This is a genomic window from Phocaeicola sp. (assembly GCF_057861905.1).
Genome location: NZ_DBMACV010000072.1, coordinates 1 through 17,584, shown reverse-complemented (window position 1 = coordinate 17,584; position 17,584 = coordinate 1). Strand labels below are relative to the sequence as shown.

Sequence of the window (17,584 nt, the reverse complement as noted above, 5' to 3'; positions counted from 1 at the left end):
TTGTTTCTTTGAAAACAAACCGGATGCATTGCAAGGATACTATATTGAGGACTCAAAACAACTGGCCTTATTCTAAACTTATCCCGAACTCAGGTAAGAATACTACGATACTTCACCTCGGGAGCAGACTGCAACATTCCTCCGTAGAACCATTCGGACGAAAAACGCATGATGTCATCATTCATTCGATACTGAAGTTTCAAAAGAGAAACCGTTTCCGGCTTGTTTTTTACAATAGCCTGCATGAGCGTATGTCCCAATCCGGCACGAAGAGCTTCCGGTGCCTTCACCGTAGGAGGAAGCTGACAATGGTCACCCGCCAGAATAACACGGTCTGCCTTACGTATGGCAATCCAGCATGCCGGTTCCAGAGCCTGTGCAGCCTCATCAATAAACAATGTACCGAACTTCTGTCCCATCAACAGACGATTGGCACTGCCTACCAATGTACAGGCAATAACACGAGCCTCAGCAAACAATGATTCATTGATACGTATTTCCAGCTCTGTAGCACGATCTTTCAGCGAATTTATCTTTTGACGGACAGCCTCCCGGTCTGCCCCCTTCCGGCTTCGGGCATAAAGTTCACGTATAGCCTTGCGCATACTCCACAACTGTGGATAATCCGGATGCGACTCAAACCGGCGTTCGTAAGTAAAGGAAAGCATCTTGTCGTTTACCCGACTCGGATTTCCGATACGCAATACGCTTACACCACGATCAACGAGCTTTTCACTGATCCAGTCGACTGCCATATTACTCTGGGCACACACCAGTACCTGATTTTCACGATGCAACGTTTCGTAAACAGCTTCTACCAGTGTCGTCGTCTTTCCTGTTCCGGGAGGCCCGTGTACGATTGCCACATCTTTGGCATGAAGTACTTTATTCACAGCTTCTTCCTGTGTACGGTTTAGCCACGGAAAGCGTACCGGCTGAAACGAAAAAGTAGCAACAGGCTGCGTACCATGAAATATATCGCGCAGTTCCGCCAAACGACTGTTCTTAGCTGTAAGTACCTGTTTCAACGCTTCGAACATCAGACGATAACTGGTTTCATCGAAATATAACTGTACCCCCAGCACCTCCTTACTCTGCAAGGCAAGCAAGGCATCTACAGAAGGAAGAATCACTACCATACGGTCCTCATCCACATAGTTCACCGTCGCCACAAAGTTCAGGTAATTCAACTTTCCGGAAATATCCTGAGTGAAAAAGCATACCGGACGACCATATTCAAACTGATGTTCGATTTCTTTATCCTCACGCCGTTCCACCTCTACAACCAGCTGATTAAGGGCATTGTAATAATTCCGTCCCAAATTCAATGGATACCAGCACATGCCACGCTTAATCTTCCGTCCTATCCCCATCAGCTCAGTCTGCTGCTTGAACTGTTCCTTTTCATATTCATACTCCAGCTGCAACAACTCATACTGATGCTGCAAATAAAGCACCGGAGACTTGATGTTCGGATTTTCTTTCATAATCTAATACACTTATTCTTTCTCACCCTCGGCCAACATCTGAGCACGCGATTTACTTTGCGTTACAACGTATACACCGATAAATATCAATACAGCAGCCAGCGCCTTTTCCCAGCCGAATATTCCCATACCCAGAAAGACCGAAACGGCTGTTCCTACTATAGGCTGCACATAATTATACATGCTGACTACTGTCGGACGAAGCGTCTTCTGCCCTACCAGTATCAGTATATAAGCAAAGAATGTACCGAACAGAACGACATACCCCACTTCCATCCATACGGCAACAGGAAATGTCATAGTCATCATCATCGAAAAATCACGATACGAAAACGGAATAAAGCAAATAGCCGCATACGTAAACATCCATTTCATCAGAGTAAATACATTATACCGTGAAATAAGCTTCTTGAAAATAGTCAGATAGCAGGCAAAACTTATCTGCGCCGTAATACATAAAGCATCTCCCAAAATACTTCCTCCACCTTCTACAGCAGCTCCACCCCGATTACTCAATATCAGCATCAATGCCCCGATAGAACCGAGAAAGATACCCGTCACCTTTTTCGGCGTAACCGGTTCCTTCAGAAAAAGCGCAGCCAGAATCATGGTTACAATAGGCATTGTAGTAGTCACAATGGAAGCATCAATCGGTGAGGTCAGCGACAAACCGAATGTGAAGCAGCCCTGATTACATACAATTCCCAGCAAACCAGCAAAGAAAAGCAACATCAAGTCGCGTGAAGACACCTTTTCCCTGGGAGCAAAAAATGAAGCTATCCAGAAACAAACTGCCCCTCCTATCATACGCATAGTGGCAAGAGAAAGACCGGTTATACCAGCCTCCATAGCCGCTTTGCCCATGGGTGACATCAATCCCCACATAGCAGCAGCTCCCAGTAAAGCTGCATGCGCCTTAACAATTCTAACATTCATACTTTCAATCTTGAAATTTTTATTTTGCAAAGGTAAGAGTTCTTCGAAAAAAGAGCGTTGAAAACATTGATTTATTCCAATATTATGCGTACTTTTGTTTAGAGGCTATAAAAATAATGCAACCATGAAGAAGCAAGCTGACTATATTAAACGTATTGAGATTAAAGGCCTATGGGGAAGAAAGAATATTTCATGGGACTTGCGTGCTGATGTGAACATCTTAAGTGGTATAAACGGTATCGGCAAAAGTACGATTCTAAACAATTCAGTGCGTTACCTCAACGAACTGGAAGGACATGCACTGACCAATGGCATACAGCCCGGCGTTTCTTTTATCTTTTCACCCGAAGATGCCAACTTCATCCGCTTTGACGTCATTCGCAGTTTCGACCGTCCGCTGATAAACTCCGGACTATTAGAAAAAATAGGAAATGCAAATGTAAAGACAGAATTAGACTGGCAGTTGTATCAGTTACAGCGCCGATATCTCGATTATCAGGTAAATATCGGAAACCGGATTATCGAACTGCTTACCAGTGGAGTCGCAGAGAATCAGGCCCGAGCAGCTGACGTTTCACGTCCCAAGACCAAATTTCAAGACTTGATTGATGACCTGTTCAGCGAAACAGGAAAAAAGATAAACCGCAAAAGCAATGAAATCTTATTCGAACAGGACGGCGATATACTGACTCCGTACCAACTTTCATCCGGAGAGAAACAAATGCTTGTTATCCTGCTGACCGTACTGGTACAAGACAACCAGCCGTTCGCCTTATTTATGGATGAACCTGAAATTTCATTGCACGTAGAATGGCAGCAACGACTCATTTCACTGATTCGAAGCCTGAATCCAAACGTACAAATCATACTTACCACTCATTCACCTGCCCTCATCATGAACGGCTGGCTGGATGCTGTAACAGAAGTAAGTGATATAACAACTCGTTAAAATAATTACGGCTATGGGAAAAAGACTTACCGAAAACCTTTCTTCACTCTATATTGGAGCAGCCAATAGTCTGAAGCCAAAGCAAGCACGAAGAAAAATCGTTGCTTATGTAGAAAGTTATGACGATATATCTTTCTGGCGTTCCCTTCTGGCCGAATATGAAAACGAAAAACGTTACTTCGAAGTCATGCTTCCCTCACGCAGTTCCCTTGCGAAAGGAAAAAAGAGCGTTCTGATGAACGAACTGGGAAGCCGTCTGGGCGAAAATATGATAGCCTGCGTAGACAGTGATTACGATTACCTGCTTCAGGGACGAACACAAACTTCACGTTATATCATCAACAGCCCTTATGTGTTACAAACTTATGCATACGCCATCGAAAACTACCACTGTTATGCCGAAGGATTACACGAAGTATGCGTAACAGCAACACTGAACGACCATAAACTGATTGATTTTCCAGCTTTCATGAAGTTGTATTCAGAAATAGCCTATCCCCTTTTCGTCTGGTCGGTATGGTTCTACCGCCAGCATAATTTATCGGAGTTCTCACTGCTGGACTTCTGCTCTTTTGTAAAACTGGATCAGGTCAGTACCCACCATCCGGAAAGAAGCCTTGAAATCATGTCAAAAAAGGTCAACCGTAAACTCCACGAGCTGGAGAAACGTCATGCAGATGCCCTCGAAGAAATAGAAGATATGAAAAAAGAATTCCGCACATTAGGCGTTTATCCGGACAATACATACATGTTCATTCAGGGGCATCACATCATGGATAACGTAGTGTTACGATTGCTGGTTCCGGTATGCACGGTATTGCGTCGCGAACGCGAGCAACAAATACACGATCTGGCCCTACACGATGTACAGCTTCATAATGAACTTACAGCCTATCAGCGGAGCCAGATTGATGTAGAAGTGGTAATCCGTAAAAATCCCCATTACCAGTCATCTCCTCTTTACAAAAAGATTCAGCAAGATATAGAGAACTTCCTGAAACTTGCCAAATAGATTGTCTGTAATCTTTATATCTCATATCCGAATCTGAATAATCCTGCCCAAGCAAACATACGGCTGTTTTTTATCAGATGCAAGGCCGGCTGTATATATATGTTCTTCAAGCAACACATTTTACATGTCAGCTCACTGGCCCATTCGTACCCTGTGGTATAATCTGCATAGTCGGCAAACATACCAGCTTCCAGCCTTCCGTAATGTGCAACCAGTCCCCCGCCTGCATAACTCCGGCAGCCTGTTTTTGCCGTAGGGTTAACAGAATACTGAACCAACAGATGCCAATGGTCAAACACCTTCTGTTCCGCATAGCCCCACACTACCGCATTCCACCCTTTCTTTTCTTCCGTTCCTTCTGTTCCTTCCGCATAACAAGCAGACAACCCGTTACGTAAAGCAAACCCCATATAATAACCGCTACCATTATTCTGATAATTAACCGTTGATATACCTAATATCCCATCACTTCCGGGACAGAAACGAAACACATTCTCACGCCCTGCAAACATTCTGTAACCGGTTCCATTGTAAACAGAAGCTTCAACTCCCCAATATTCACCCTGCCATTTATAATCTACTCCAACCGAAGCTACCGGATAGTTCGCTATCGGATAATCAGCCGACAGAGTAGGAAAAATACCGCAGGAACTATTGGTAAACAAAGAAATACAGGAAGAAGTAAAGTAATCTTCATTCAGATTACGTATTCCTACAAAGACTGCCGATTTTCCTGCCTGCCATCTTACCCCCAGTACAGCCAACGCCAAAGGAATATTTTCCGCCTCAACACTCGAAAATCCCTGCCAGTCGTCAAGCAACGGAGTTTCACTGGTTCCTGCCACACTGATTGAAGCAGCTTCCACTCCAATATTTTTATTTAGAGCTACAGATACATCTGCACGTAACAGATTCACCCATTTAACCTTCGTCCGAAAATCAGTCTGCAACTCCGACAAATAAGACAAGCCAACATCCTGTGCCATAATGCGATGGTTACACAAAGTAACCACCGCAACGATGACACATACAACCATTATCTTCTGCATCATTGTTTATAACCATTTTATAAATCGTTTGATATACCAGTTTTTTACAAGCTGAGTCAGTATACAATAAGAAAGCAAGATGCCAATAAGCCATGGGAAATAACTCAACGGCAAAGGCTCCAGACCGATGGAACTTCCAAAAGGCGTAAACGGAATGATGATGCCAATAGCCATAATCAGGAAAGTCAGACCGGTAACCTGCCAGGATGCACAGCTCTGTATGAACGGAATTTTCCGTGTACGAATCATGTGTACAATCAAGGTTTGCGAAAGCAGTCCTTCGATGAACCATCCCGACTGGAAGAGTGTCTGGTGTTCCAATGAATGACAACCAAAGACATACCACATCACCAGATACGTCACAATATCGAAAACCGAACTGATCGGACCGATAAAGATCATGAACCGGCTCAAATCGGATGCATCCCACTTACGCGGCTTGCGCAGATACTCGGCATCCATACGGTCGAACGGAATGGTAGTCTGCGAAATATCATACAACAGATTCTGTATAAGTAAGTGAATAGGCAACATGGGCAGGAAGGGCAAGAAAGCACTGGCAGCCATAACACTGAACATATTTCCGAAATTGGAGCTTGCCGTCATCTTGATATACTTCGTGATATTTCCAAACGTCTTGCGGCCTTCCAGTACACCATCTTCCAGCACCATCAAATCCTTTTCCAGTAGAATAATGTCCGCACTCTCTTTTGCAATATCTACAGCCGAATCGACAGAGATACCAATATCCGACTGACGCAACGCTGATGCATCATTAATGCCGTCGCCTAAAAAGCCAACCGTATTCTGCTGATCCTGCAAGATGGAGATAATCTGCGTCTTCTGAATTGGAGTCAGCTTGGAGAAAACCGTCGTTTCGCGGACAGCCTTATGCTGTTCTTCGTCACTCATTGCAGCCAGTTCCGGTCCGGTAAGCGCATTTCCCGTTTCAATGCCCACCTGACGGGCGATAGTACGTACCACGGCATCGTTGTCTCCCGACAAGATTTTTACCTCAATGCCATGCTCGTGCAACTGCCGGATGGCACTTGCCGCCGACTGCTTAGGAGGATCGAGAAACGCCAGATACCCGATAAGCACCATTTCGTTCTCATCCTTCACACAGAAATTACATTCCTTGTCCAGATAACTCTTCTGAGCTACGGCGATGACCCGCATTCCCTGCTTGTTCATCTGCTCACTGATTTCCTTTGCCTTCTGTTTAAGTTCGGGCATAAAAGGCTGCACCTTCCCCTCAAATTCGGCATACGAACAAATTTCGAGCATTTCCTCTACCGCTCCCTTGGTGATAATCTGCCGTTTACCCTGTTTATCTTCCACCACAACCGACATACGACGGCGAGTAAAATCGAACGGAATTTCATCGACTTTCTTGTAATTATCCTTCAAGTGTTCCAAATCAAGCTCCTTTACATGCGAAAGGATGGCCTTATCCATCAGATTCTTCAAACCCGTCTGAAAGAAACTGTTAAAGTACGCGTGGCGCAGAATGCGCTTGTCGTTATCGCTTGAGCCATCGGCGTTGATGTATTTTTCCAATACAATCTGATCGCATGTCAGCGTACCCGTCTTGTCGGTACACAGAATATTCATGGCACCGAAATTCTGAATCGCATTCAAATCCTTCACTATCGTTTTTTTCTTCGACATAGCCACCGCCCCTTTCGACAAATTGGCTGTCACAATCATCGGAAGCATCTCCGGAGTCAGTCCGACAGCTACCGATACCGCAAAGATAAAAGCCTCCAGCCAGTCGCCTTTTGTCAGTCCGTTTACCAGAAAAACAAAGGGAATCATGACCAGCATGAAACGGATCAGCAGGAAACTCACCTTACTGATGCCCTTATCGAAAGCCGTTGCCGCCCGGTGTCCGATAATCCCTTTGGCAATCGTTCCCAGGTAAGTATTGTTTCCCGTAGCAAAAACAATTCCAGCAGCCGAACCGCTTACCACATTCGAACCCATAAAGCAAATGTTGTCCAGCTCTACCACACTGCCCTTGCTATACTTATCACCTTTCGGCACCGGACACTTTTCTATGGGATCCGACTCTCCGGTAAGCGAAGACTGGCTGACAAACAAATCCTTTGCCTCAACGATACGGATATCCGCCGGAATCATGTCACCGGCAGCTATCATCACAATATCCCCGGGAACCAGTTCGGCAATGCTGATTTCTTCGTCGTGACTTCCGGCACGCTTCACGTAACACGTATTGGTCACCATCTTCAGCAACGCTTCACTCGACATATTTGCCTTCCACTCCTGACGAAAACGGAGAATAGCACTGCACACCACCATCACGGAAATGATGATGATAGCCGTCCAATCCTGTTCCCCCGGATCGGCAAGCAATACATCCAGCACAAACGATATAATGACCAAAAGAGTCAGCACACCGATAAACGGATTAATAAACGTCTTGATAAAAGTAGAAACCGGATTTTTCTTCTTCTCATGTTCCACCTCATTTTTGCCATAAAGCGACTGTCTTTCTTCAACCTCCTCAGCGCTTATTCCCATCGGAGTAGTTTGAAAATAACTGAATACAGAGCCAAGTGGCTGAGCTGCCGCCAAAAATACCTTCTCGGCATTAAAAGCGAACTGTGTCTTACTCTTCTTGTTCTTCCACATTGTCATACTTCGTTTACAAGTTACTACTATGTATCTTTTTCACGCTGCAAAAGTAGAGAAGACACAACAACAAGACAGTTAGAAAACAATTAGAGTGGTATTAGAAAACTATTAGAATTTTTCTATAAGTTTTCTAATGCCACTCTATCTATAGCCGTACCCAAGGCCGAAAAGACCTATATATGTGGAAGTTCAATGACGAAAGTCGTTCCCTTGCCCTGTTCAGAATGTACACTGATATTTCCCTGATGCAGATGAATAATCTTCTGCGACAGCGTCATGCCGATACCATGTCCTTCCGCCATCTTTTCCTGCTCCCCTCTATAGAACAGGGTAAACAGATGCTGCTTGTCGGCTTCCGACATTCCGATGCCCGCATCCGACAAACGTACGATGGTCCACTTGTCCCAATAAGAAATCTGGATAAACGAAGACTTGTCGGCAGAATACTTACAGTTATTTTCAATCAGGTTCGAGAAAGCAATATTCAGCAGATACAGATTCCCTTTCACCGTAATCAGACGGTCATCCTCCGCCTCCTCCTGTTCGAACAGCAAATCGATATGATAATCCGGATGAGCACGCAAAATAAACTCCCGAGCGTCCAGCAACAATTCGTCCAGCCGGATTTCCTGCATCTTGATATGCTCCTTCTGATAGTCGGCTTTCGCCAAATTCAACAAGCCGTCGATCAGCTTCGTCATTCTACGAGCATCGAGCAACACGTTCTGCATTGCCTGCCTGTACTGCTCCCCGCTCCGTTCCTTCTGCAACGACAAATCCAGCTCTGCTATCAAGGCCGCCAGCGGCGTACGCAGCTCGTGCGACACATTGCTGACAAACATCTTCTGCGAGTTGAACGATACCTCCAACCGTTCCAGCAAAGCATTGAAAGCCGTACTCAGTTCTCCCAGTTCATCTTTTTCATTTTTCACAGGAAGCCGCCGGTTAATGTGCAATGCCGTAATCGTTTCTGCCTCTCTCACGATATCGCGAATCGGTTTCAGCGACGCACGGGCAAGGAAATAGCCTGCCGCAAACAATAACGACAATCCGACGACGAATAAGACAATTAAGGTTTTCTGCAACTCCAGCAAATTATCGTAGCCATACCCGTCGTAAGCAGCAGCCGTTACAATGTAGTCCTTCCCTCCGAACGAATAACGTATTCCCACAGCCTGATACTTGCCAATATAGAACTCCATATCTTTTTCCTTCAGAATACGGTCTATCATGGCACGGTCTTCCTTGATAATATCGTTCTGTACCGCATCATGATAAAGCATCTGGAAGTCGGCCGAATAGACAGCCACTTCCACCTCGTTGATAAACTTCTTGTTGTTCAGATAAATAGACTGCATGGTCTGCGCATCGACCTGATTCTGAAGAAACAAATGTGCCTTTGTAATAGCCTCACTCTTCAGGTCATGGAAAAACGTCTTGCTGCGTGTATGTTCGCTTACCAGATAAATCAACACCATGCACAGCAGAAAAACGGCTGCCGTAACGCACGTATTCTGTAAAGTCAGTTTCGTCTTTATTTTCATAACTTATCCGTTAAAATGAAACCGATACCGGGTTTCGTATGAATGAGCTTGACATCAAACTCCTTGTCGATCTTCTTTCGCAGGTAATTGATATACACATCGATGAAATTCGTTCCGGTATCGAAATGCGTATTCCATACTTTTTCGGCAATCTCTACGCGACTGATTACTTTCTCTGCGTTTTCAACCATATACAGCAACAGGTTGTATTCTTTCGGCGACAGCTTTATCGCTTTCCCCTGTCGTTTCACTTCCCTGAGGTTCCGATTGATTGTCAAGTCGGCATACTCAATCTGTTCAGGCGTATCGGCTACGACTTCCTTATTTCGTTTCAGCAGTACCCTTACACGTGCCGTCAGTTCCCGGAAGTCGAACGGCTTTGTCATATAGTCATCTGCTCCCGCATCGAAACCATCCAGCTTATCATCGGTAGACCCCAAAGCGGTCAGCATCAGAATAGGCACCTTTTCGTTCAGGCGGCGAATCTCCTTGCAAAGCTCGAATCCGTCCATCTTCGGCAAGATAATGTCCGAAATAACCAACTGAAAAGAATAAGCCTGAAAAAGACGCAGCCCCATAGCCCCGTCGTATGCCACCATTGTCTGGTAACCATTTTCTTCCAGTCCGGCTTTCAGCAGGTCGGCCACTCGCTTTTCGTCTTCTACAATCAGTATTGTCTGCATATTTTCTGAATTTACCTAATGATATTATTTACCTGCGACTACAGATAACAACGCATATCCCCGCCAAATAGTTGACAGGTTTACAAATGTAATGAAATTATTTTATCTGCAAAGACATTTATTCTACACTATTGAGAGAGTCAGAAGAACCGTATGTAACCCATCGAACGCTGGTGACGTTTTTAAAAGACATGCCGACAAATGCGGAAAAACGTCCCGACGTTTTCTGAAAATTTGTACAAACGTTTTTATTTTTTGTACAAAAAACAAAACGGTTTTGCAGGGGCTTGAAAAGGTATTTGCGGAAATAAGAATTAAAAGAAAAGCACGTTTCTGTTACAAGCAGGACGAAGACAAAAAAAGAGCCTGCCCCGATGATGAACATCAATCAGCGGGACAGGCTCTGCATATCTCAAGAATTACTTTTCAGGAGTATTTGCCAGTGTAGCAGTCAGGAAGTCGTAGAATTTGGCTACTGAAGGAATGTTGCAACGTTCCTCCGGAGTATGCGGACACTGCAAAGTAGGACCGAACGAAATCATATCGAGTCCCGGAACAACAGCTCCGATAATACCACACTCCAGTCCGGCATGAATGACCTTCACCTCCGGCAGTTCACCAAACTGAGCCTTGTACGATTCTTTCATGGCGTGCAGAATAGGAGAATTTACATTCGGTTCCCAGCCCGAATAACTGCCCGAGCGTTCTACGTGCATACCCGCCATAGAGAAACAGCTTTCGATAGCCGTATTGCGGTAATCCTTCATCGACTCACGAGAACTACGGGTTAATACCTTAACGGCAGCTTTACCATTGGCTATTTCGACGATAGCAAGGTTTGAAGAAGTTTCTACTGTATCAGGAATAGTCGGGATGAAACGTTCTACTCCGTTAGGACATGCATAGATAGCATCTACCAGATTATCGCGGATTTCTTCAGGAACCATGTACTTCGGCAGTTCCACACGTTCAGCCTTGAAGCTCAGACCGTCTTCGATTGTTGCAAATTCATCGCGCCATACCTGTTCGCACTCACCTACGAATGCCAGCACATCGTCTACTTCTGTTTCGGGAACAGTAATTACAACTTCACATTCACGAGGAATGGCGTTGCGCATGTTACCGCCTTCCCACGATACCAGACAAGCCTCATCGTAAGCAATAACCTGATTCAGGAAGCGTGCCATGAGTTTATTTGCATTGGCATGTCCCCAGCCTATCTGTATACCGGAATGACCACCACGCAGACCTTTCAAAGTAACTTTCAGCGCTACATCTTCCGGATCGGTTTCTTCTTCCTTATATTCCAGCGTAGCTGTCAAGTCTTCACCGCCGGCACAGCCGATATACAGTTCACCTTCTTCTTCCGAGTCGAGGTTCAGCAAAATATCGCCTTCAATAGTTCCCGGCTTCAAGCCGAAAGCTCCATACATGCCTGTTTCTTCATCGGCAGTAATCAGAGCAACCAGCGGACCGTGTTTCAGGGTTTTATCTTCCATAACAGCCATAATAGCAGCCACACCCATACCATCATCGGAACCCAGTGTAGTGCCTTTTGCTTTCACCCATTCACCGTCTACATAAGCCTGAATAGGATCTTTTTCGAAATCATGCTGTGTATCTTTGTTCTTTTGCGGCACCATGTCCATATGCGCCTGCAAGATTACGGTTTTACGATTCTCCATACCCGGAGTGGCAGGCTTGCGATAAATAATGTTTCCGGCCTCATCCTGAAAAGCTTCAACACCTACATTCTTACCAAACTCCAGTAAGAACGACTGAACTTTTGCCAGATGTCCTGACGGACGAGGCACTTGAGTCAACGAATAAAAATGCTTCCACACATTCTGTGGAGCCAGAGAAAGAATTTCACTCATAGGTTTTAGTTTTATTTTTATTTGTAAGCGGCAGAGCCACCAGTCCATATATTCCTAACAAAATTAATAAAAAGGTTTGAATACCATGTACCAAAAGCGCAAATATTCCTGCATCTTCCTTACTTACGCCATACATCATCATCATGGTGATGACGGCAAAATGCCATGGTCCGGCTCCGTTCGGAGTGGGAACTATGACGGCAATACTTCCCACCACGAACAATACCATTCCGGCAACCCAGCCCAGTCCGGCTGAAAAGTCGAAACAATAAAACGTCAAATAGAAGTGAAGGAAGTAGCATACCCAGATAGCTATGGTGTAAAGTATGTACAAAAGCGGATGCTTTACGTTACGGATGGACAAGCAGCCCAGCCAGACATTTTTCAGCATACCCCGTACTTTTGCAAAAATGGCAAGATTGCGTACCAGCCAAGCCAGCAATATCAGCGCAGCAACCATGCAGACAAGAGTAATATAAAAGTTTGTCGACGAGAACAGATGCAGAAAAAAAGTTCCGTCGGTACCTGTTATACGAAAAAAGCGGGCAAAGACTCCCGACTGCAACAGCAGAGTTCCGGTCGTAATGAGCAATACACAAACAGAATCGACCAGCCTCTCGGAAACGACAGTTCCCAGCGATTTGGAAAAAGAAACATTATCGTATTTTGCCAGTACACCGCAGCGTGACACTTCTCCAACGCGCGGAAGAACCAGATTGGCTGCATAGGCTATGAATATGGCATATACACTGTTCGACAACTTGGGATGTTCTTCCAGTGGAGCCAGCGCCAGGTTCCACCTCCATCCGCGGAATAAATGTCCGAAAACGCCAAAAACAAGCGAAAAAAGCATCCACCCATAATTCATTCCTCCGTCCATAACCTCATACACGCGCCGAAAGTCGAATCCATGGTAAGTCCACAATAAAATAACTGCCCCCAGAACCAAAGGCAAAGCTACCTGAAAGACCTTATTTATGAGCTTTTTTATATCAGTTCGTTCCAAAACCTAATCATTTATTAAAGATTAATGCTTAAATTTGCACGATGCAAAGATAATATCTTGCCGGAATAAATCTTTATTTATATCGAGAAAATACATACGCGAATGAAATTAGTTAAACCGAAAAAGTTTTTAGGACAGCACTTTCTGAAAGACCTTCAAGTAGCAAAAGACATAGCCGATACAGTGGATACCTGCCCCGACCTGCCTATACTGGAAGTAGGACCGGGTATGGGAGTATTGACGCAGTTTCTTATTCCCAAGGGAAGGCCGGTGAAAGTGGTGGAACTGGACTTTGAATCGGTTGCCTACTTACGGGAAAATTTCGCGGAACTGGGAGATAATATCATCGAACAGGATTTCTTGAAAATGGACTTATCGGCATTGTTCGACGGACAACCTTTCGTCCTTACCGGGAATTATCCATATAACATTTCCAGCCAGATATTTTTCAAAATGCTCGATTACAAAGATTTGATACCCTGCTGTACGGGAATGATACAGAAGGAAGTGGCAGAACGTATCGCTGCCGGTCCAGGGAGCAAGACGTATGGCATTCTGAGTGTACTGATTCAGGCGTGGTATAAGGTGGAATATCTGTTTACAGTACATGAGCACGTATTCAATCCGCCTCCCAAGGTAAAAAGTGCTGTGATACGAATGACGCGAAATGAAACGACGGAACTGGGATGCAATGAGAAGTTGTTCAAGCAAATAGTGAAGACGACTTTCAACCAGCGCCGCAAGACATTGCGCAACTCCATTTCTCCGATTTTGGAAAAGGGTAATCCGCTTAGTGCTGATCCGATATTCAACAAGCGTCCGGAACAGCTGTCGGTAGCGGACTTCATAGAATTGACCAACCGGGTGGAACAGGCACTCGCAACCGAGTAAGGTATGGAAAACGAAGAAATCAAAAAAGTATCAGAACTCATCGAGGAAAAGAAATCGGATGAACTGAAAGAACTTCTGCAAGGATTGCATCCTGCCGATATTGCCGAATTGTGCAACGAGCTGGATGCAGAAGAGGCGCGTTCCATCTACTTGCTTCTCGACAATGAAAAGGCAGCCGATGTATTGATTGAAATGGACGAGGATGCCCGTAAGAAGTTCCTCGAGGTCCTGCCGTCGGAAACCATCGCCAAACGCTTTGTCGACTACATGGACTCGGATGATGCGGTAGACATTATCCGTGACATGGACGAGGACAAGCAGGAAGAAATTCTTTCGCACATCGAAGACATCGAACAGGCGGGTGATATCGTCGACTTGCTGAAATACGACGAAGATACTGCCGGTGGTTTGATGGGTACGGAAATGGTTATCGTAAACGAGAACTGGAGTATGCCGGAATGTCTTCGTGAAATGAGAATACAGGCAGAAGATATGGATGAGATTTACTACGTATATGTAGTGGACGACGACGAACGTCTGCGCGGCGTATTCCCGTTGAAGAAAATGATTACCAGCCCGTCGGTTTCGAAAGTAAAGCACGTGATGAAAAAAGATCCGATTTCGGTACACGTAGATACGCCGCTGGATGAAGTGGTGCAGGTCATCGAAAAGTACGACTTAGTGGCAGTGCCGGTAATCGACAGCATCGGACGTCTGGTAGGACGTATCACGGTAGACGACGTAATGGATGAGGTTCGTGAACAGGCTGAAAGAGATTATCAGTTGGCTTCCGGTTTGTCACAGGACGTAGAATCGCACGATAATGTATTCCGCCAGACAACGGCACGTCTGCCCTGGCTGCTCATCGGTATGCTGGGAGGTATCGGAAATTCCATGATTCTGGGAAATTTCGATTCGACCTTCGCTGCACATCCGGAAATGGCTCTGTACATTCCGCTTATCGGTGGTACGGGGGGAAACGTGGGTACACAGTCATCGGCACTTGTCGTACAGGGACTTGCAAACAGCTCTCTCGATTCAAAAAATACTTTTCAACAGGTAGTAAAAGAATCGGTAGTTGCCCTTATCAATGCAACTATCATTTCAATGTTGGTATATATTTATAACTTCATTCGTTTCGGAGCAACCGCCACAGTCAGCTATTCGGTATCCATCAGCCTGTTTGCCGTAGTCATGTTTGCTTCTATCTTCGGAACACTTGTTCCCATGACATTGGAAAAACTGAAAGTGGACCCCGCTATTGCCACCGGACCGTTTATATCGATTACCAACGATATTATCGGTATGATGATGTATATGGGAATTACCGTATTACTCTCCTAAAGAAACGTTTATAGATTTATATATATGGAGACTCGCACATTTTTATTCTTTTGTAGTCTCCATGTATTCTATTCTTCTAAGAAATCCATAAAATTCTTCTCTATTGCAAAAAAAATTTAGAAAAATATAGTAAAAATCAGATTTTATTCTTTTAATTTGTAACTACGGACTAAGATAAGCCGACATAATTCTTAAAAATCTAAATACGATGGAAGTAAATGAAACAACCCGCCCATTAACTGAAATTCCGGAAGAAAATACTCCCGAGACTTCGGTTCCTACTGTTGAAAATGATGGAAAAACGCAGTATCCTCCCAAACAGACCCAGGAAGAAGTGATAGAGCGTTTGACAGAAATCAACAACAATGCCTGCGAGGCAGACAAACAAGAAATAGACTACCTGAAACAAACGTTTTACAAATTGCATAAAACCGAGCAAGATACAGCACGCAAAAACTTTATTGAGCAAGGCGGAAACCCAGATGATTTTACTCCCACCCCTAACCCGCTGGAAGCAAAGTTTAAGGAAATAATGAGTTCCATCAAAGAGAAACGTAGCGTTATGGCAGCGGAACTCGAACAGGAAAAAGAAGAAAACCTGAAAAAGAAACTGGATATACTCGATAAGATGAAATCTCTGATCGACAATACAGAAGATACAGGGAAAATCTATAATGAATTCAAACAGCTTCAACAACAATGGAATGACATCAAACAGGTTCCTGTAGGTAAAGTCAATGAGTTGTGGAAAACTTACCAGCTCTATACGGAGAAGTTTTACGATATGGTAAAGCTGAACAATGAATTCCGTGAATATGATTTTAAAAAGAATCTGGAACAGAAAACTTATTTGTGCGAAGCTGCTGAAAAGCTGGCTGAAGAACCGGATGTCGTATCTGCTTTCCATCAATTACAGAAACTGCATCAGGAGTTCCGTAGTATCGGTCCTGTTGCAAAAGAACTTCGTGAAAGTATCTGGGCACGCTTTAAAGCTGCTTCCTCGGTCGTAAACCGTCGTCATCAGCAACACTTCGAAGCACTGAAGGAAAAGGAACAAAATAACCTTGACCAAAAGACTGTCATCTGCGAAATTGTGGAATCAATGGAATATGATACATTCAAGACTTTCGCCGACTGGGAGGATAAAACGCAAGAAATTCTTGCCTTACAGGCTAAATGGAAGACTATCGGATATGCTCCGCAGAAAATGAATGTAAAGATTTTCGAGCGTTTCCGTGCAGCATGTGATGAATTCTTTAAACGCAAAGCAGCCTTCTTCAAATCGGTAAAGGAAAGCATGGCCGAAAATCTTGAAAAGAAAAAAGCATTGTGCGAAAAGGCTGAAGCCTTGAAAGATAGTACCGACTGGAAAGGAACTGCAGAAATACTGACCAAACTGCAAAAAGAATGGAAAACCATTGGACCGGTTGCCAAAAAGCATTCCGATGCAGTATGGAAACGTTTCATCGGAGCATGCGACTATTTCTTTGCTCAAAAGAACAAAGCAACTTCTTCGCAGCGTTCTGTCGAACAGGAAAATATGGCAAAGAAAGAGGAAATCATCAAGCAACTGGCTGTACTGAATGCTTCTGGTGCTACAGATGATGCTACCTCTGAACAAGTTCGCTCCTTAATGAAAGAATGGAATGGTATAGGCCATGTCCCATTTAAAGAAAAAGATCGTTTGTATAACGAATTTCATGGCTTGATAGACAAGTTGTTCGACCGACTGAATATTTCGGTTTCCGAAAAGAAACTCAGCAATTTCAAATCGGGACTGAGCAAGGGTGATAACTTATATCGTGACCGTGAAAAGCTTGTCCGTACATACGAAGGCCTGAAAAATGATATCCAGACCTACGAAAACAACTTGGGATTCTTGTCATCGGCTTCGAAGAAGGGCGATACACTGGTAACCGAAATTAACCGGAAAATTGAACGTCTGAAAGGTGAGATGGATCTCGTTCTGAAAAAGATAAAGGCCATCGATGAAAAGATGAACGAGGAATAAAAGTAAGATAAACCGATACTTGATTATCTTACAATAAACAAGAAGGTGTGTCAAAAAGCACACCTTCTTTTTTAGCACAAAGCCCCGACTTTCACAAGCTGGGGCTTTGTTATTACCTAAAGATTTTGTATCTTTAA

Annotated in this window: 12 protein-coding genes and 1 pseudogene; 5 read left to right on the top strand and 8 right to left on the bottom strand. The window is 44.3% G+C overall.

Features of this window, described 5'->3' with window-relative positions; translation table 11 throughout:
- Nucleotides 1-95: 95 nt before the first annotated feature.
- Both ACZM60_RS12275 and ACZM60_RS12270 read right to left on the bottom strand, forming a co-directional pair.
- Nucleotides 96-1,487: pseudogene (locus ACZM60_RS12275) on the bottom strand (AAA domain-containing protein); the annotation flags it as partial.
- Nucleotides 1,488-1,499: 12 nt separating this feature from the next.
- A complete protein-coding gene (locus ACZM60_RS12270) occupies nt 1,500-2,423 on the bottom strand; it encodes a DMT family transporter (RefSeq protein WP_021970495.1) in 924 nt (307 codons plus the stop codon).
- A 124-nt stretch (nt 2,424-2,547) separates the two neighbouring features.
- Between ACZM60_RS12270 and ACZM60_RS12265 the strand changes: the two genes are divergently transcribed.
- On the top strand, nt 2,548-3,372 hold the full coding sequence (locus ACZM60_RS12265) for an AAA family ATPase (RefSeq protein ID WP_021970496.1): 825 nt from the start codon (nt 2,548-2,550) through the stop codon (nt 3,370-3,372).
- 13 nt (nt 3,373-3,385) lie between these two features.
- A complete protein-coding gene (locus tag ACZM60_RS12260; protein ID WP_340319976.1) occupies nt 3,386-4,384 on the top strand; it encodes a DUF4435 domain-containing protein in 999 nt (332 codons plus the stop codon).
- 14 nt (nt 4,385-4,398) lie between these two features.
- Here the strand turns inward: ACZM60_RS12260 and ACZM60_RS12255 are convergent, their stop codons facing one another.
- From ACZM60_RS12255 to ACZM60_RS12230, 6 genes are all read right to left on the bottom strand, one after another.
- Nucleotides 4,399-5,436 (bottom strand): hypothetical protein, encoded by a 1,038-nt coding sequence (locus ACZM60_RS12255; RefSeq protein WP_489521640.1) that lies wholly within the window; start codon nt 5,434-5,436, stop codon nt 4,399-4,401.
- 3 nt (nt 5,437-5,439) lie between these two features.
- Nucleotides 5,440-8,088 (bottom strand): magnesium-translocating P-type ATPase, encoded by a 2,649-nt coding sequence (gene mgtA / locus ACZM60_RS12250; RefSeq protein WP_021970498.1) that lies wholly within the window; start codon nt 8,086-8,088, stop codon nt 5,440-5,442.
- Between the two features lie 176 nt (nt 8,089-8,264).
- On the bottom strand, nt 8,265-9,635 hold the full coding sequence (locus tag ACZM60_RS12245; protein ID WP_340319973.1) for a HAMP domain-containing sensor histidine kinase: 1,371 nt from the start codon (nt 9,633-9,635) through the stop codon (nt 8,265-8,267).
- Nucleotides 9,632-10,318 carry a response regulator transcription factor gene (locus ACZM60_RS12240; protein ID WP_021970500.1) on the bottom strand — a complete coding sequence of 229 codons (687 nt, stop codon included), beginning with the start codon at nt 10,316-10,318 and terminating at the stop codon, nt 9,632-9,634. Before ACZM60_RS12240 ends, ACZM60_RS12245 begins: the two co-directional genes overlap by 4 nt.
- Nucleotides 10,319-10,737: 419 nt before the next feature.
- On the bottom strand, nt 10,738-12,195 hold the full coding sequence (locus ACZM60_RS12235; RefSeq protein WP_021970501.1) for an aminoacyl-histidine dipeptidase: 1,458 nt from the start codon (nt 12,193-12,195) through the stop codon (nt 10,738-10,740).
- Nucleotides 12,188-13,201: a lysylphosphatidylglycerol synthase transmembrane domain-containing protein gene (locus tag ACZM60_RS12230; RefSeq protein ID WP_021970502.1), complete on the bottom strand. Its 1,014-nt coding sequence runs from the start codon at nt 13,199-13,201 to the stop codon at nt 12,188-12,190. Before ACZM60_RS12230 ends, ACZM60_RS12235 begins: the two co-directional genes overlap by 8 nt.
- 102 nt (nt 13,202-13,303) lie before the next feature.
- Here ACZM60_RS12230 and rsmA point away from each other — a divergent pair, with 102 nt between their 5' ends.
- The 3 genes from rsmA (at nt 13,304) to ACZM60_RS12215 (ending at nt 17,447) form a co-directional block, all read left to right on the top strand.
- Nucleotides 13,304-14,092 carry a 16S rRNA (adenine(1518)-N(6)/adenine(1519)-N(6))-dimethyltransferase RsmA gene (rsmA, locus tag ACZM60_RS12225; RefSeq protein ID WP_021970503.1) on the top strand — a complete coding sequence of 263 codons (789 nt, stop codon included), beginning with the start codon at nt 13,304-13,306 and terminating at the stop codon, nt 14,090-14,092.
- 3 nt (nt 14,093-14,095) lie between these two features.
- A complete protein-coding gene (gene mgtE, locus ACZM60_RS12220) occupies nt 14,096-15,436 on the top strand; it encodes a magnesium transporter (RefSeq protein WP_340319970.1) in 1,341 nt (446 codons plus the stop codon).
- A gap of 208 nt (nt 15,437-15,644) precedes the next feature.
- Nucleotides 15,645-17,447 carry a DUF349 domain-containing protein gene (locus ACZM60_RS12215; protein WP_489521639.1) on the top strand — a complete coding sequence of 601 codons (1,803 nt, stop codon included), beginning with the start codon at nt 15,645-15,647 and terminating at the stop codon, nt 17,445-17,447.
- Nucleotides 17,448-17,584 lie beyond the last annotated feature (137 nt).

Bases quoted from the DNA above. Each gene is read 5' to 3' on its own strand.
- rsmA (WP_021970503.1), top strand. From the start codon at position 13,304: ATGAAATTAGTTAAACCGAAAAAGTTTTTAGGACAGCACTTTCTGAAA.
- ACZM60_RS12245 (WP_340319973.1), bottom strand. From the start codon at position 9,635: ATGAAAATAAAGACGAAACTGACTTTACAGAATACGTGCGTTACGGCA.
- ACZM60_RS12255 (WP_489521640.1), bottom strand. From the start codon at position 5,436: ATGATGCAGAAGATAATGGTTGTATGTGTCATCGTTGCGGTGGTTACT.
- ACZM60_RS12240 (WP_021970500.1), bottom strand. From the start codon at position 10,318: ATGCAGACAATACTGATTGTAGAAGACGAAAAGCGAGTGGCCGACCTG.
- ACZM60_RS12265 (WP_021970496.1), top strand. From the start codon at position 2,548: ATGAAGAAGCAAGCTGACTATATTAAACGTATTGAGATTAAAGGCCTA.
- mgtE (WP_340319970.1), top strand. From the start codon at position 14,096: ATGGAAAACGAAGAAATCAAAAAAGTATCAGAACTCATCGAGGAAAAG.
- mgtA (WP_021970498.1), bottom strand. From the start codon at position 8,088: ATGTGGAAGAACAAGAAGAGTAAGACACAGTTCGCTTTTAATGCCGAG.
- ACZM60_RS12235 (WP_021970501.1), bottom strand. From the start codon at position 12,195: ATGAGTGAAATTCTTTCTCTGGCTCCACAGAATGTGTGGAAGCATTTT.
- ACZM60_RS12270 (WP_021970495.1), bottom strand. From the start codon at position 2,423: ATGAATGTTAGAATTGTTAAGGCGCATGCAGCTTTACTGGGAGCTGCT.
- ACZM60_RS12260 (WP_340319976.1), top strand. From the start codon at position 3,386: ATGGGAAAAAGACTTACCGAAAACCTTTCTTCACTCTATATTGGAGCA.
- ACZM60_RS12215 (WP_489521639.1), top strand. From the start codon at position 15,645: ATGGAAGTAAATGAAACAACCCGCCCATTAACTGAAATTCCGGAAGAA.